Origin of the sequence: Streptococcus pseudopneumoniae (genome assembly GCF_038148955.1) — a bacterium.
GTDB classification, from domain to species: Bacteria; Bacillota; Bacilli; order Lactobacillales; family Streptococcaceae; genus Streptococcus; species Streptococcus pseudopneumoniae_T.
In genome coordinates this window covers 1-15,549 of the sequence record NZ_JBBJZY010000021.1, presented here as the reverse complement: position 1 = coordinate 15,549, position 15,549 = coordinate 1, and the positions used below count along the sequence as shown (strand labels likewise).

Below are 15,549 nucleotides of genomic sequence, written 5' to 3'. Positions count from 1 at the left end.
TTTTCTCTATTTTAATTTCATACGGCAAGAACGGTGTCTTTCCTTACCTGTTTGTTTTTCATAGCCTGGGCGTAGTTTTTCATCTGGAATAACCTGCTCATCCTGTAAAAGAGCCAAAGAATGGTATTGTTGTAAATACTCATCACATTCATCGCACCAGCGTTGGTCTTCTGGATCCCAAAAAATGGTCATCAAATCGCTTCTGCTTTTATAAAGAGGGGATTCTTGTTCCAATCTAAACCAGCAAGTTTTGTAGTATTTGAGAGCATCATAATACTGGTCAAATTTCTTACTAGCTACAATATCTTCTTCCCAACCTTCTAAGAACCACCACGGTTCAAAATCTCCGTACATTTCTATAACACGATACATATTCATTCATTCCTTTGTACCGTATATTATAACCAATTCCGCCAGACAAGGAAAGAAATATGCTCATTTCTTAATTTTTCGATAAAAAATCCAGCCATCCTATGATGACTGAATTTCTATTTGCTTATATGATAAAAACTTTTTGGTTCTTAAGCTTCTGAAATATCATTTTCGATAATGACCTTAATGGCATGGTGGTCTGCTGCCTTACTGAAGACTTCATAGGCTTTTTCAATTTCACTGAGTTTGAAATAGTGAGTTACCAATTTTTCTGGTTCAATCTTATGACTTTCAAGAGCTTTCAACAATTGTGGAGTTGTATTTGTAGATACCAAACCAGTTGTTACATTGATGTTGCGAATCCAAAGTTTGTCCAAATCGAATTCAACTGGTTTACCATGCACACCACAGTTGGCAACTGTTCCGTCTACACCGATAATCTTTTGACAGAAATCAAATGTTGCAGGAATACCAACAGCTTCGATAGCAACATCCACACCACGTCCATCTGTCAAATCATAAATTTCTTTAATGGCTTTTTCAGGGTCTGAAGAATTAATCTTGTGAGTCGCACCAAATGATACAGCAGTTTCCAAGCGGTTATCGTCTAAGTCCACCATAATCAATTTGGCTGGTGAGTAGAACTGAGCTGTCAAGAGAGCAGCCAATCCAACTGGACCTGAACCAATAATGGCTACGCTACAACCAGGTTCTACTTTTCCTTTCAAGACACCAATTTCATACCCAGTAGGCAAAATGTCTGATAGCATAACCAAGGCTTCATCTGACAAGTCTTCTGGAGTATGGTAAAGAGTGTTATCTGCATGAGGGACACGTAGATATTCAGCCTGCATACCATCAATCAAGTGACCGAAAATCCAGCCCCCTTCGTCTTCACAGTGGGCATAAATTCCTTTTTTACAGTAGTAGCATTTACCACAGGCACAAACACAAGAAATCAAGACCTTGTCGCCTTTTTTGAAGTTAGAAACTCCTTCCCCAACTTCTTCAACAATCCCAATCCCTTCGTGACCAAGAATGGTACCACTTTGGCAAGCAGGAACATCCCCTTTGATAATATGGAGGTCTGTTCCACAAATAGTGGTTTTTACGATACGCACAATAGCGTCTGTTGGCTTGCGAATAACTGGTTTGTCAACGTCAACAAAAGAAGCAAGTCCTGGTTTAACATAAGTATAGGCTTTCATAAAGCACTCCTCCGTTTTTTTATTTGTACTATTTATAATATAATTGTAAACCTTTTCATTTGCTTGTTCAAGATTTTTTGTGATTTTTTTAACTTTTTTGTTTACCAGTAAAGCACCATACATAAAAAAGCAGAAGCTAGTCTCTAACTTCTGCCTTCTCTCTTATGCTTGATAACGTTTCACACCGTCTAGGTAGGTTGCTACCAATTCCAAATCTTTATCTAACACGATAAAGTCAGCGTCGTAGCCTTCACGGATTTGCCCACAGACATCATCGATGTGAACAGATTTTGCTGGGTTGAGGCTGGCCATCATGACTGCTTCATGCGGATTCGCAATTCCCCATTCAACCACATTCTTCAAACCGTCCTTGAGTTTGAGGATAGAACCTGCCAAATTGCCTGTCGATTTGAGACGTGCAGTTCCATTGGCAACGACAACTGGGAATTCTCCCAACATGTAGTCTCCGTCTTCCAATCCACCAGCTGTCATACAGTCTGTAATAAGAGCAATGTTTTCTGTCCCTTTTTGTTTGATAAGAATTTCGCAGGCTTTTGGATCTACGTGATGGCCATCACAAATCAATTCAGCGTAAGTATGTGGCAACTCATACATGGCTCCCACCATACCGAGCTCACGGTGAGTCAACCCACGCATTCCATTGTAGGCGTGTACCCAAACACTGGCTCCAGCATCGACTGCCTTTTTAGCTTCATCAAAAGTCGCATTTGAATGCCCAAGAGCAACCGTTACGCCTTCTCCGGTGATAGTTCGTACAAAGTCTTCTACACCTTCACGCTCTGGTGCAATAGCGATTTTATTTAGCATCCCTTTTGCAGCATTCTGCCAAGAATGAAACTCCTCAACACCCGGGTCTCTCATATAAGTTGGATTTTGTGCCCCCTTAAAAGTTTCTGTGAAATATGGACCTTCATAATAAATCCCACGAATCTTAGCACCTGTTGCTTCTTTATAATGTTTTCCAAGATTTTCAGTGACTGCAAGCAATTGCTCATAAGTGGCTGTTAAAGTTGTGGGCAAGAAACTGGTAACACCGGTACTAAGAAGTCCTTCACTCATAGTATGCAATGTACCTTCAATGTTGTTGTCCATCACATCTACACCTGCATATCCATGAATATGAGTATCCACAAGACCTGGTGCAATGCTATAACCAGTATAGTCAAGAACCTCTGCTCCTTCAGGAATTTGATCCACATGTTTCCCAAATTTGCCATCAACAAGTTCTAAGTACCCACCGCGACGAATGCCAAATGGATAGAAAAACTGATCCGCTTTAACGTAATTAGGCATAATAATGACCTCCTTAAAAGATTACTTTTGATATTTATTATGTCAATTACATTATAAACCTTTCTGATTCATTTGTAAATGGTATAGACCTATTTTCTAGAGATATTTTAAAAGAGCTGGATTTCTCCAACTCTTCTCTTTTTAATATAAGTTATTTTGATTTGACTGGCTTGTCTTGAGCTGTTTGCAAGGCTGTAGCAATGGTATCTGCATACAATTTAGCTCCTGCTTCAATAGTGCTAGTGTCACTTCCGAAATGGACCTGGTCTGTACCTGCCCAGATTTCTGGATGTTCCTTAGCAGCTTGATTCCAATCTGCTATCGTGATGTAAGGAGTCTTCTCTGCCAATTCTCTCATATAGGCAGCCTCCTTCTCAACGATTGCATAGGTCTCTTTTGTCTTATCCCCCTCATAAGGAGTCACCAAAACCATATGGTGGCCCTTAGGAAGATTTTTTACGATACTATCCCAGTCTTCCTTGTAATTTTCAGGATTATTTACCCCAGTCGCAATGACCACCATCTTAGGTAAAAATTTATTCTGGCTATTATTTAGCATGATTTCATTGGCAGTCTTGGTTGTTCTGCTGACCTGCGCGTTAATTTGTGCTCCAGGAAGAGCTGTCTGCAGGGCTGTATTTGCCCTTAAAGCCACTGAATCACCAATTAACATAGTACCATCAGCAATCCCCAAACTATCAGCTTCTGCTCGTTCTGCCATCACTTTTGTTTGGGCAATATTACTAGCAGCTTGCTTCAAACCATTGACAGTTAAGTCTGTCTCAAACGCTCCCACTTGTGGTGCCAACAAAGTCACTAAGAGGACAATGAAGGCCAAGATTCCTGTACTTGTCGCAAGAATTGCATGAATATAAGGCAGGGGACGAAGAGTTTGTAAAGTAGGTGTGTTCTTGCCTGCAATCCAAGGTTCCAATACATAAAATGAAAGACTGGCAAATCCATAAGAACAAATCAAAGTCAGTAAGACAGCAAGAAGATTTGATGTCAACTGTGAGAAAATAATGTAGAAAGGCCAATGGAAAAGATAAACCGCATAGCTAGTATCCGCTAAAAAACTGATCATCTTTGGCTCCTGTACGTTAGGAGTCTTTTCATGTAAAACACGCGCCGCCAGAATCATGGCAAGGGCTGCAAGACTGGCAAGTAAAAAGCCGATAAGATAGGCAAAAAGATAGGTAAATTTGACAAAGAAGGTCAAAAGAACTAGGAAACCAAAGCCTCCTACAAAAACCATCAAGGTCTTGCGTAAATCCCAGATTCTATCCAACTGCTTGACGAGGGAAGTAGTCTGACGAACACCTACAATCGTTGCTAAGATACTTCCCAAAAAGAATGGATAGACATGAGTTAAACTGGAGAAGTAAACAGAGGAATAAGAGGTTACTAGAAAACTACCAATAAACATGGAGAAGAAGCTGATCAAGAAGGCAGCAACCGATAAAAGAAAAACCATTCCTCTCAACTGACCATTTGATTTAGCCTGTTTGGATAAAAACCAAACTGCCAATCCCCAGAGAATATAGTAGTGAACTTCAACAGCCAAACTCCAATTATGAACAAACAAATGAGGAATGAACTGAGATTCATAACTCCCACCTGTTAGCAGTTCATAGAAGTTGGTCATAAAGCCTAGGACACCCGCAATCTGGCCACCAATTCCAGCTACATAATCCTGCCGAACTAGGAAGGTAAAGGGCATGGTCACCAAGACCATCAAAACCACAGGTGGCACAATCCGATAAAAACGTCTCCTAAAAAATCCTATCAAATCAATTTCATGATTTTTAGAAAATTCTTCGATGAGTAGAGCTGTAATCAGGAAACCTGAAAATGTGAAAAAGACATCTACCCCGAAAAATCCTCCAGGAAAGATGGTCTGAAAGAAATGATACAAGAGTACCAATAGTAAACCTGTAATCCTAATCAAGGAAAACCATTTAATGCGCATACGAGTTTATTCTCCCTTTCATTATACACTTTATTCTATCAAAAAAAGAAGAAAAATCCTAAGAGAAAACTTAGGATTTTTAGCTTATATCCATTCCATTTTAGAAATTACGGCCTGACTTATTGTAGCCATATTTTTCCACAAAATACTCACGGAATTCCAAGAGATTGTCATCCATGATGGCTTGTCGCACTTGCTTCATCAGGTTAAGCAAGAAGTAAAGATTGTGATAACTCGTCAAGCGGATACCAAAGGTTTCATCAGCCTTGAGCAGGTGACGAAGATAAGCGCGTGTATAGTTCTTACATGTGTAGCAATCACACTCAGGATCCAGTGGCGTAAAGTCCTCAGCAAACTGAGCATTTTTTACAACCAAACGTCCCTGACTAGTCATACAAGTCCCATTACGAGCGATACGAGTCGGCAAGACACAGTCAAACATATCCACTCCACGAATCACCCCATCAATCAAGCTATCTGGCGCTCCCACACCCATCAAATAGCGAGGTTTGTTTTCTGGCAACAACTGAGTTGTGAAGTCCAAGACCGCATTCATCTCTTCGTGGGTTTCTCCCACTGCCAAACCACCAATAGAGTAGCCTGGGAAATCCATGCTGACAAGGTCATAAGCCGATTGGCGACGAAGGTCTTCAAATCCTGCCCCCTGCACAATCCCAAACAAACCTTGGTCATGTGGACGACGGTGAGCCTTCAAACCACGCTCAGCCCAACGACTGGTACGCTCGATTGATTTCTTAACGTAGTCGTATGGTTGATAAAACTGGGGACATTCGTCAAAGGACATCATGATGTCTGAGCCCAAATTATTCTGAATAGAGATGGCTTTTTCTGGTGATAGGAACATCTTAGAACCATTGAGATGGTTTTTAAAGGTTACTCCTTCTTCTGTGATATTACGGCTATCTGCTAAGGAATAAACCTGAAAACCACCACTATCTGTCAAAATAGGCTGATCCCAATTCATGAACTTGTGGAGACCACCTGCGCGAGCAATGAGTTCATCTCCAGGGCGAAGCCAGAGATGATAAGTGTTTGACAGGATAATTCCCGACCCCATCTCCTTCAATTCTTCAGGCGACTGAGTTTTGACAGTGGCTTGAGTCCCAACTGGCATAAACATAGGTGTCGGGAAGGTACCGTGGGGGGTGATGATTTCTCCCAGACGAGCTCCCGTGTGTTTTTCTTTCTTAATCAAACGATATTTAATTGGTGAATCTGACATTTTTTACCTCCGAAGCTGGGAAAGACAGTCCCAGTTCATACTTTGTGCCCAAGGGCATACTGTATGATTTTATCAAAAAAAGCCGGAACTGTCACGAACTATGGTATAATAAGAGAATGAACTATCCAAAAATTGATTTAAAAACAATTCGTCAGGAGTCAAAACATTTTCAGGCTGACACCCCCCGTCTCTTTCTCCTCTATATCCTTCCCAGTATGCTGGTCATCTTATCTGGTTTTCTTAATCCCTTATCTCGGATTCACGGGACTGTTTTAGAACAGCCATTTTTCAGCATACTTGGTCAAATACTTCAAGCCTACCTCTTTCCTCTACTAGTCTCCTTTATCGGAACTATTCTTTTGACCAGTTCCGTCTATGCAACACTGACACTCATGAAAGATTCTAAAACGGAGCCATCTGTAAAAAACAGCCTAGCTCTCTTTGATGAGGAGCGCTTTTCTCAAACCTTTTTGACCCTACTTCTCAAACGTTTCTATCTCTTTTTATGGAGTATCCCTAATTTACTTGGGATTTACTTCCTCTTTTATAGTAGCTTTTTAGCCAAAAAATTCGTCACCCTACATCCTGAGTTTCCAAATCTAGATCTCTCATCAGTTGAAACCGAGCATTTCCTCATGGTCTTTGGACTCTACTTTCTTGCAAGTCTCATCTTGATCATTGTAGGAAATATCCTCTATATTCCACAGTATTATGCCTATTCACAGGTGGAATTTCTTCTCTGTTATAGTCTAGACCTAGGACAGGCCTCACCAAGACGAATCCTAAAAACTAGCCGTTCCTTTATGAAGGGCTACAAGTTCCAGCACTTTGTCCTAGATTTACAGCTTCTTCCTTGGTACTTCCTCAATTGGATTACCTTTGGCATTGCTAGTTTTTTACTCCTACCTTATATCCAATGTACTAAAATCAGCTTTTATAGAGCAGTACTTAGAGCAGCACTTAGTAAAAAATACCAACTAAACTACCCCTGGTAGGGCTAGTTTCTCACTCCTACCCTACATTCAAATCAATAAAATGATTTTTTACCGAGCAGTATTGGCTCGAAAACGTCCAAAAGCTTGAAGGTGACCCCTCAAGCTTTTTTCTATCAATGAGTTTCTCCACCTACCAACTTGAGATCCTGATCTCCATGTTCGATAATGGCGCCGATTGCCGCTTCTATCCCTCGCCTAATATCCACTAAACTCATAGCTGGGGTAGTCGGTCGATTCACCACCTGTTCCATCATATAAGGAATATGCATAAAACCTGCCTTAACATGTGGAAATTTCTTTTCTACCAAATAGAGGGCCTGATACATCAAATGATTGCAGACAAAAGTCCCTGCCGTATTGGAAACAGAGGCCGGCAATCCCTCTTTTTTTATAGCTTGAACCATCGCTTTAATCGGCAAACTACTAAAGTAGGCCGGAGCACCATCTGGACGAATAGGAAGGTCAATCGGTTGATTACCATCATTATCAGGAATGCGTGCATCGTCTTGATTTATGGCCACTCGTTCAGGTGTCAAACTAGATCTTCCACCTGCTTGGCCGATACAAAGGACAAAATCAGGTTGATAACGACTCATCTCTTCTTCCAATACTTGAGCCGATTTGTGAAAGACTGTTGGCACTTCTAGCCAGCTGACCTCAGCACCATGGATTTCAGCTGGTAAACCTTTAATGGCCTCCAAAGCTGGATTGACCTTTTCCCCTCCAAAGGGCTCAAAACCTGTCACTAATACTTTCATTTCTAACTCCTCAAAACAAATTCAATGAGACTTTTTTCTTAAAAACAAGTATAACATATTTCCCTTATTCTGGAGTGAAAAGGACTAGCGAGGCTAGGATTGCTCTTTGATACTCAATGAAAATCAAAGAGCAAACTAGGAAGCTAGCCACAGGCTGTACTTGAGTACGGCAAGGCGACGCTGACATGGTTTGAATTTGATTTTCGAAGAGTATGAGTTTATTTAAAGAGTAAAATACTAATCAAGGCCAAAATAGCTGGTCCACCTTGCTTCAAAATAATTTTCTTATCTGCTGTAAGAGAGCCATAAGCCGCAGCCCCAATCACAAATAAGACAAAAATAGTCACAATTTCTAAATTCTGCGAGAAATAAATCCCATACAAGATAAAGACTCCTAACAGAGCATTATAAATCCCTTGATTTTTAAACAATGAACTTACTGACGGACGAGCCAGTTCTTCCTTGTCCATGTTAAAGACACGACTAGTCGCTTCTGATTGCGTTGCAATACTTTCCAAATAAAAAATGTAAAAATGCTCCAAAGCAACAATCGTTGCTAAAATGATTGTAATAATTGACATCTATTTCTCCTTAAATTTCTATATTTTCAATACCCAAAACTAATTTGTTTAATAAACGACTGAGTTCTGTTCTTTCAGACTCTGTTAAGATACTTTCCATCTCTTCCTTAACCTTGATATGCTTCAGAGGAGGATTCACCACTAACTGGTCCTTGGCATACTTCGTAGCCTCTACCAAGACTTCTCGCTGATTTTCAGGATTGCGATGACGCTCCACCAAACCTTCCTTTTCTAAAATCTTGAAATGTCGTGTCAAAGCAGCCTGATCAATCTTCAAACGATCCTGAACCGCTATTTGATTACAAGGGGAATGCTTCAACAAAAATAATAAAATCTGATACCGTGTCAAACTAATCCCAAGCCTTTTTTCAAACAATTGCGTGCTCGCTTGCTCAGACAAGCGGAGTTGATAAAGCAAATCTTGAATCTCTATCATTTCTTTCCTCTTTTTCTTGATTTATCAATAGTTGACTTATCAAGTATAATATAAAGTAAAATAGATTGCAAGAATGTTGCTTAACTCATTACAAGATGGTAACTTTCCATTTTCCATTCAAATTGACAAAGAAAAAAACGAACGAGAATCGCTTCCTATCACGAAAGCTAGATCTCATTCGTCAAAAACGATATTACTAAATCGGTTTTATCCATTCATTGAAACGTGAACGTGGTCATAGTGATTTTCTGTCACACTACCGCGGTCTGGCATTGGGTTCCAAGTATTAGCTGGCCCATATTTGCTATCGAATGGAGCATAGAAACGTTGTTTCCAGATGATATAACTAATACCACGGCTAGCCATATTTTGAATAGCGTATTCTGCAATCTTATCCCCTAGTTCTGAGCTTTCTGGGACCATAAAATCGATAGCCAAACCTTTTCCGTGATCTCCACTGTCTCCTGGACGATAACCACTAAAGGATGTGATGCCAAACAAGTTGGCAATTTCTTCTTTAAAGGCAGCTGTTTGTGGTTGAAGACCTGCATTTTCAGATTTCGCTACTGCAAGTCCAGCATAATCGGGCGCAGCTGGAGCTGTGTAAGTTGTTGAAATTATTTTCGTCTCTTCTGGTTGATAAGTAGAAACTGTTGGTGTAGTTCCATTTGATGATGCTACTTCTTTTGCTTCTGAACTTGTTGCAGTTGTTTCGGTTGCTTTTTCTTCTACTGGTGTTGTAGTTGCTTCCTCTGCTGACTCGGTTTGAGGGCTTTCTTGTATTTCCTGCTTCTCAGCTGGAGTCGTTGCCTGAGGAGCTGCTTCTGCAACTGCACTACTTGTTTCGGTTGTTTGCTCCTCTGGGGTAAAAGTCTCTGTAGATGGTGCTACTTCTTCTGCAGCAGTCACTGTCTCTGCAACTTCTGAATTTGATGCTACTTCTTTTGTACTTGGAGCTTCTACCGCTTTTGGAGCTTCTGAAATTGGTTGAGAAAGATCTGCAATTTGAACAGTTTGATCATCTACGGTCACTTGATTGGTTGTCAAATCTGCTGTAGCAGTTGTCACTTCTTCACTAGAAGCCGCTTGAGGTGTTTGGATTTCAACTTCTGTTACTTCTTCAGCTTCATTGACAGTCGTTGTCAAAACAGTTTCTGGGAAAATCAAGTCCATATTAGTGATTTTATTCAAACTCGCAAGAATTGTGACATCTACACCCAAGGCTTCTGCAATTGTGCTCAAGGTGTCACCATACTGTACTGTATAACTTGTTTTGTGATCCGTTTTAGTCAAATCATTTTGGATTTGCTCAACACTACGTGCAGTCCAAAGAACTTCTTCTGCTTGAGTTGCCAATACTGGGGCAAATGACAAGGCTACCGTTGAGGCTAATAATATTCTTTTCTTCATTCTTTCAAATTCCTTTCAAATGAGTACCTGTCTATCATAACACAAAAAGAGCAGAAAAAAAGCCCTCTCGGGCCTATTTAACAAAACTGTCTATTCCTTGTAACAAACTCGGTTACTTGAAATAGTTTGTTAGGTCTCTGTCACAAAACTGACACAATCTTTTTATCGCTCAGCCTCAAAAATACAGGAAATATCTACTAACGCTTGAATCCTATGATTGCCTTCATAAGATGACTCCAAAAAATTAATGCTTTGAATCCCACTATTCTGGGCAAATTCCACATCCAGAGTCCGGTCCCCTATATAATAGGTGTTCTCAGGATTCAGCTGATACTTGTCTATCAGATAGATAGCCGCTTCTGGACTTGGCTTCCGCGCAAAGCCGCTCTGACTGGTTAAAATCTCTGTAAAATAGGATTCCAACCCCAAATTTCTGAGAATGGTAAAAGCATTGTCTCCCTTATGAGTGTAAACAAAGTTCCGAATCCCTACTTGGTCTGCCCAAGCCAACACCTCACGCGTACCTGGCATCAAAATTACCTGGGCATTCTTTTCAGACAGACTTTGGGCGCGCACCTGATTTAGCACATCGACATCCAGATTTCTCTCTTCCGCCACCCGCACAAGCAAATCTTGCACCGAATACTTGAGGATAAACTCTCTCACTTTCTCCTGATCATAAGGAATAGAAAACTGACCAAAAGTCTCCTCAATCCCTGATAAAATCGCTTCGTAAGAGTCCAATAAAGTCCCGTCTAAATCCCAAATAAAAGTTGTTTTTTGCATTTCCTATCCTTTCAAGCTCATATAACGCTGGTAACGGTAGCGTAGAAATAACCAGCGAAAACCATTATCCAAAAGGGTTCCAGCCCAAATACCAGGCAAGCCCCAACCAAGCACAATCCCCATCAGATATCCTGTTCCAATGCGGATAAACCACATTCCTATACTTGTCGCATAAAAGGGAAGCCGAGCATTGCCCAAACCCTGCCAGACTGCTGTATAGATGACTGTTCCTATCGTCATAGGAGTACCAAGTAGTGAAAAAAGTGTCACTAGAACACTAGCCTCCACCGCTAGAGAATCAGTTGTATAGAGATGAGTTAGTGGTATACCCAAAGCATAGATACTGAAGGTCAAGGGTAACATGAGAACCAGAGAGAGCCAAAAGGTTTGCTTGCTCAAACTAGCGACTCTTTTCCAATCATCTTCTCCAACCGCTCGAGCTACCAGCATGACTGTTGCTGTAGCCACACCAAAGACAGGCATATAGTTAAACTGGGTCAAGACTTCTCCGACTGCATTCCCAGCCACTGCCTCCGTTCCAAAAGAAACGACCAAGGCAATGATCACGACATCTCCAGCCCGCATCATGAGCCGCTCTCCAGCTGCTGGCAAAGCTAAGGTCAATAGTTCCTTATCTAAACCAAAAGTCGGTTTCATATAAGGAAATTTTAATTGTGACCACAAAATCATAAGACCGATCAAACGAGACAGAATAGTTCCCCAAGCAACACCAGCTATTCCCATATCAAGAACAAAAATAGCTAGACTGGAAAAGAGAATATTCAAGGCATTGGATAAAAAACTAACATAGAGGGGCAAACGTGGATTATGCGTTGCACGAATCAAGGAACCCATACTGGTCATCAAGCCCAAAAGAACAATCGATCCGCCTACCAAGGATAGGTAGAGTCCACCACTCTCAGCTACATCTCTCTCCGTCCCCAAAAGTCCTATCATCTCTTTCCCAGCGAAGATGGACAAAGCTCCCAAAAGAAAACTTAATAGTAAGGTAATCTTCAAAGCCTCAGTCACATGATAGGCTAGCTTAGACTTATCCTTCTGCCCCAAACTTTTTGAAATAACACTAGAAATAGCTGCCCCAAGAGCAATGAAAATCGCCTGATAAATGGTGATGATATTACCAGCGACTGATACACCTGAAATAGCTATCAATCCTAAATGAGCAACCAAATAACTGTCCACCATTCCCATGAGCATCTGCAAAAAGTTTTCGCCCATAGCTGGCAAGGCAATATTAAGAATGTCTTTATTTTTCTTAAACAATCCTTCCTCCTGATGAAAAGAAACTCAGTTGGTTTCCCAACCGAGTTTACTCCCCCTGTCTTAAAATCCTAGATAAGCCTCAACCGCTGCTTGCATATCAGCAGCTGCCACTGTTGTCTTGTGACGAACAGGAGCTGTTTCAAGCCCATCAACTGCAGGTGGCATAGCCACTCCTGAAATGTCATGTAATTGAGCCAAGGCTTCAAAGTCAGTTAAGCCAACTTCCCCAGTTACAGCTTCTACTGCAACCACTGGGAACTTGTATGGACTCGCTGTTGATGCAATCACTGTCTTAGTCGCATCGCCAGTAGCCGCTTGGTATTTCTTATAAACTGCCGAGGCAACCGCCGTATGTGGATCCTCGATATAAGAATCTGACTCATAAATACGCTTGATTTCTGCTGCTGTTTCTTCCTCAGTCGCATATTCAGCTGCAAAGAGGTCCAGAATCTCTGCATCAAAATTAATCAACTCATATTGACCTTGGCTATTCAAAGCATTCATGAGTTCAGCTGTCTTAACCGCATCATTACCCAAAAGATGGAAAATCAAACGCTCCAAGTTTGAAGATACCAAAATATCCATAGATGGACTAGTTGTTACCTTAAACTCACGTTTCTTGTCGTAAACACGTGTCTTGAAAAAGTCTGTCAAAACATTGTTGTCATTTGAAGCACAGATCAATTTACCAACTGGCAGACCAATTTGCTTAGCATAAAAGGCAGCCAAGATATTTCCAAAGTTTCCAGTTGGCACTGTGAAGTTAACCTTTTCACCAGCTACAATTTCACCTGTCTTAACCAACTGAGCGTAAGCATAAACATAATAAACAATTTGTGGTACCAAACGACCAATGTTCATAGAGTTAGCTGATGAAAATTGCAACTTGTTAGCTGCCAACTTCTCACGAAGAGCCACATCGTTAAACATATGTTTCACATTTGTTTGCGCATCGTCAAAGTTACCATCAATAGCAATAACATGAGTATTGTCGCCAGTTTGAGTGGTCATTTGCAACTCTTGTACCTTGCTGACACCATCCTTCGGATAAAAGACGATAATCTCAGTGCCAGGAACATCCGCAAACCCTGCCATAGCAGCTTTCCCAGTATCACCAGATGTCGCTGTTAAGATGACAATCTTGTTCTCCAAACCATGCTTCTTAGCAGCTGTTGTCATAAAGTATGGCAAAATAGACAAGGCCATATCCTTAAAGGCAATTGTTGAACCATGGAACAGTTCCAAGTTGTATTGGCCGTCTAATTTCACCAAAGGCGCAATAGCTGGAGTATCAAATTTACTATCGTAGGCATTGTTGATACAGTAGTCCAACTCCTCAGCTGTAAAGTCATCTAAAAAGGCTGACAAAACTAACTTAGCAACTTCCTGATAAGAAGCATCTTTCAATTTGTCAAAATCCAAATCTACCTTTGGATAAGTAAGCGGTGTAAACAAACCACCGTCCGTCGCCAAACCTTGCAAAATGGCTTGGCTGGCAGTTACTGTATTGTTGGCATCACGCGTTGATTGATAAACTAATGTCATTACTCTCTATCCTTTATCTATAGTCTCTACCATTATATCATGATTTTTCAGAAAATTCTCCCTTTATAAGAGAAATTATAGTCCCAATTCTTCTTTCAAAGGCTCTAAATAAATCATTTCTTGCTTATTTCTCATCTCCAGTCCTTCCTCAGATAACAGGAGTAAGTCTTTTGAAAACTCTATAATCGCAGTTTTCTCCTCATCTGTTAGCTTTTTCTTAGAAAATTGTCGTCTTAAAGACTTATAATTTCTCCCAAATGCCTTAAAGAAAGGTGCGATTTCTAAGTAAGATTCAAGTTTCTCTAAATTAACTAATAATCCCAAATGAAAGGCTGCAGAAGCAAAAGTCCTATCAAGTGGCTGTGTACACACACTACGAAACTCAACCGTTCCTCGAGTCGTTAAGTCTTGGTACTGATAACTACGATGAGTTTCAAAATCCTTCTCTTGAGGGTAAATAAGAATCTCATCCCCATTAAGAGCATATGCTTGGATTTCAGATGTAGCCAAATAGTCCCTAGTCTGAATCGGATAAAAATAATAGGTTTGTCCATCACGTTCCGCAGTAAAAATCGCAGAATGATCTAGATAGTCAAAAAAATCATCCTCATCTTTAAAAAGTCTAGCATTGACCCCAACATTCTCTGGATAGATACCATGCATGGATTCTTCCCAAAAAATATCCCTTGAAATTTTCGTATCCCAATCCGCACCCGAAAACTCAGAATTTGCAAATAAATACGCCTTAGCCGCTTCAATTTGAGTAAAAGCATTAATCACACGTAAGTAGTTGTATTTTGAAATATCCAGCTGAACCTGGCTCCCACAGATAAAAGCACCATATTCAGGGAAATGATGTAAGTCTGATTCAATCACATTCCTACTCAAATTCAAATAATCCATCAACATCTGATAACGTGGATAAACCACTGGACTATTCTCATTTTTATCCCAGTTGGGATGAATTCCACAGCCAACAATAGCATGATTGGATTCAGCTAACTTCTTCTGGATTGCTTCCATATAAATACTAAAACGTTCTTCAACTTCTTGTATCGTTTTAGCCTTACCAAATGCAAACTCAATCGTTGTATAAGAAACTTCAAATAAAATAGCATCCTGACTTACCGGATCTACTAACTGGATGGGATTGCCAAAATCATCTACCTTTTCTACAATGAAATCCAGATCGGAAACTAAATAATGAAATAGATCCTTTATAATTTCAACATCTGTAGCATTCCCTTCCAAGTTTACCACAGGATATTCCAGCTCAATCCCAACAAACAATTCAGGGTTTTCTTTAATATTTTTCAAATACCGATGTTTTAATAAATCGATAGAACGAGACATACTTCCCTACACTTTCATAATCTAAATAAAATTTGAATAACTATTATTATAGCAAAAATAATATAAAAAAGGAACGAAGATTAACTACGTTCCTTAGCTCTTTACTATACCGGCGGCCGGGGTCGAACCGGCACGTCCTTTCGGACACTGGATTTTGAGTCCAGCGCGTCTGCCAATTCCGCCACGCCGGCAAATAGTAACTGGGGTAGCTGGATTCGAACCAACGCATGAGGGAGTCAAAGTCCCTTGCCTTACCGCTTGGCTATACCCCAATAATATAAAATAGGCGAGTGAT

The 15,549-nt window shown here is 40.5% G+C and carries 14 protein-coding genes and 2 tRNA genes; 1 reads left to right on the top strand and 15 read right to left on the bottom strand.

Annotated features, from left to right (window positions below; genetic code table 11):
* Positions 1-6: 6 nt before the first annotated feature.
* From WKI23_RS07915 to tgt, 5 genes are all read right to left on the bottom strand, one after another.
* Positions 7-372: a DUF1033 family protein gene (locus tag WKI23_RS07915; protein ID WP_000286405.1), complete on the bottom strand. Its 366-nt coding sequence runs from the start codon at positions 370-372 to the stop codon at positions 7-9.
* Positions 373-521: 149 nt separating this feature from the next.
* On the bottom strand, positions 522-1,580 hold the full coding sequence (locus WKI23_RS07910; protein ID WP_000649459.1) for a zinc-dependent alcohol dehydrogenase family protein: 1,059 nt from the start codon (positions 1,578-1,580) through the stop codon (positions 522-524).
* Between the two features lie 162 nt (positions 1,581-1,742).
* Positions 1,743-2,894, bottom strand: a complete 1,152-nt coding sequence (gene nagA, locus WKI23_RS07905; RefSeq protein ID WP_368079534.1) for an N-acetylglucosamine-6-phosphate deacetylase — start codon at positions 2,892-2,894, stop codon at positions 1,743-1,745.
* A 151-nt stretch (positions 2,895-3,045) separates the two neighbouring features.
* The gene (locus tag WKI23_RS07900; protein WP_368079533.1) at positions 3,046-4,863 is read right to left on the bottom strand and encodes an acyltransferase family protein; all 1,818 of its coding nucleotides are present in this window, start codon (positions 4,861-4,863) and stop codon (positions 3,046-3,048) included.
* 100 nt (positions 4,864-4,963) lie between these two features.
* The gene (tgt, locus tag WKI23_RS07895; protein ID WP_368079532.1) at positions 4,964-6,106 is read right to left on the bottom strand and encodes a tRNA guanosine(34) transglycosylase Tgt; all 1,143 of its coding nucleotides are present in this window, start codon (positions 6,104-6,106) and stop codon (positions 4,964-4,966) included.
* A gap of 116 nt (positions 6,107-6,222) precedes the next feature.
* On the opposite strand from tgt, the gene WKI23_RS07890 reads away from it, so the two are divergent.
* Positions 6,223-7,101, top strand: a complete 879-nt coding sequence (locus tag WKI23_RS07890; protein ID WP_368079531.1) for a DUF975 family protein — start codon at positions 6,223-6,225, stop codon at positions 7,099-7,101.
* 113 nt (positions 7,102-7,214) lie between these two features.
* On the opposite strand, the gene pcp is transcribed toward WKI23_RS07890, so the two are convergent.
* The 10 genes from pcp to WKI23_RS07835 form a co-directional block, all read right to left on the bottom strand.
* The gene (pcp, locus tag WKI23_RS07880) at positions 7,215-7,859 is read right to left on the bottom strand and encodes a pyroglutamyl-peptidase I (RefSeq protein ID WP_368079530.1); all 645 of its coding nucleotides are present in this window, start codon (positions 7,857-7,859) and stop codon (positions 7,215-7,217) included.
* A 218-nt stretch (positions 7,860-8,077) separates the two neighbouring features.
* Positions 8,078-8,440, bottom strand: a complete 363-nt coding sequence (locus WKI23_RS07875; RefSeq protein ID WP_368079529.1) for a DUF1304 domain-containing protein — start codon at positions 8,438-8,440, stop codon at positions 8,078-8,080.
* A 10-nt stretch (positions 8,441-8,450) separates the two neighbouring features.
* Positions 8,451-8,876: a MarR family winged helix-turn-helix transcriptional regulator gene (locus WKI23_RS07870; protein WP_368079528.1), complete on the bottom strand. Its 426-nt coding sequence runs from the start codon at positions 8,874-8,876 to the stop codon at positions 8,451-8,453.
* A 207-nt stretch (positions 8,877-9,083) separates the two neighbouring features.
* The gene (locus WKI23_RS07865; RefSeq protein WP_368079527.1) at positions 9,084-10,286 is read right to left on the bottom strand and encodes a LysM peptidoglycan-binding domain-containing protein; all 1,203 of its coding nucleotides are present in this window, start codon (positions 10,284-10,286) and stop codon (positions 9,084-9,086) included.
* Between the two features lie 162 nt (positions 10,287-10,448).
* Entirely contained in the window at positions 10,449-11,072 is a 624-nt protein-coding gene (locus tag WKI23_RS07860; RefSeq protein WP_368079526.1) for an HAD family hydrolase, read from the bottom strand.
* Between the two features lie 3 nt (positions 11,073-11,075).
* Positions 11,076-12,356: an MATE family efflux transporter gene (locus WKI23_RS07855; protein WP_368079525.1), complete on the bottom strand. Its 1,281-nt coding sequence runs from the start codon at positions 12,354-12,356 to the stop codon at positions 11,076-11,078.
* Positions 12,357-12,416: 60 nt separating this feature from the next.
* A complete protein-coding gene (gene thrC, locus WKI23_RS07850) occupies positions 12,417-13,901 on the bottom strand; it encodes a threonine synthase (protein ID WP_368079524.1) in 1,485 nt (494 codons plus the stop codon).
* Between the two features lie 75 nt (positions 13,902-13,976).
* Entirely contained in the window at positions 13,977-15,254 is a 1,278-nt protein-coding gene (locus WKI23_RS07845; protein WP_368079523.1) for a gamma-glutamylcysteine synthetase, read from the bottom strand.
* A gap of 107 nt (positions 15,255-15,361) precedes the next feature.
* Positions 15,362-15,445, bottom strand: a tRNA-Leu gene (locus tag WKI23_RS07840).
* A 9-nt stretch (positions 15,446-15,454) separates the two neighbouring features.
* Positions 15,455-15,526, bottom strand: a tRNA-Gln gene (locus WKI23_RS07835).
* Positions 15,527-15,549 lie beyond the last annotated feature (23 nt).

Bases quoted from the DNA above. Each gene is read 5' to 3' on its own strand.
- pcp (WP_368079530.1), bottom strand. From the start codon at position 7,859: ATGAAAGTATTAGTGACAGGTTTTGAGCCCTTTGGAGGGGAAAAGGTC.
- WKI23_RS07900 (WP_368079533.1), bottom strand. From the start codon at position 4,863: ATGCGCATTAAATGGTTTTCCTTGATTAGGATTACAGGTTTACTATTG.
- thrC (WP_368079524.1), bottom strand. From the start codon at position 13,901: ATGACATTAGTTTATCAATCAACGCGTGATGCCAACAATACAGTAACT.
- nagA (WP_368079534.1), bottom strand. From the start codon at position 2,894: ATGCCTAATTACGTTAAAGCGGATCAGTTTTTCTATCCATTTGGCATT.
- WKI23_RS07845 (WP_368079523.1), bottom strand. From the start codon at position 15,254: ATGTCTCGTTCTATCGATTTATTAAAACATCGGTATTTGAAAAATATT.
- WKI23_RS07875 (WP_368079529.1), bottom strand. From the start codon at position 8,440: ATGTCAATTATTACAATCATTTTAGCAACGATTGTTGCTTTGGAGCAT.
- WKI23_RS07890 (WP_368079531.1), top strand. From the start codon at position 6,223: ATGAACTATCCAAAAATTGATTTAAAAACAATTCGTCAGGAGTCAAAA.
- WKI23_RS07865 (WP_368079527.1), bottom strand. From the start codon at position 10,286: ATGAAGAAAAGAATATTATTAGCCTCAACGGTAGCCTTGTCATTTGCC.
- WKI23_RS07915 (WP_000286405.1), bottom strand. From the start codon at position 372: ATGTATCGTGTTATAGAAATGTACGGAGATTTTGAACCGTGGTGGTTC.
- tgt (WP_368079532.1), bottom strand. From the start codon at position 6,106: ATGTCAGATTCACCAATTAAATATCGTTTGATTAAGAAAGAAAAACAC.
- WKI23_RS07860 (WP_368079526.1), bottom strand. From the start codon at position 11,072: ATGCAAAAAACAACTTTTATTTGGGATTTAGACGGGACTTTATTGGAC.
- WKI23_RS07870 (WP_368079528.1), bottom strand. From the start codon at position 8,876: ATGATAGAGATTCAAGATTTGCTTTATCAACTCCGCTTGTCTGAGCAA.
- WKI23_RS07910 (WP_000649459.1), bottom strand. From the start codon at position 1,580: ATGAAAGCCTATACTTATGTTAAACCAGGACTTGCTTCTTTTGTTGAC.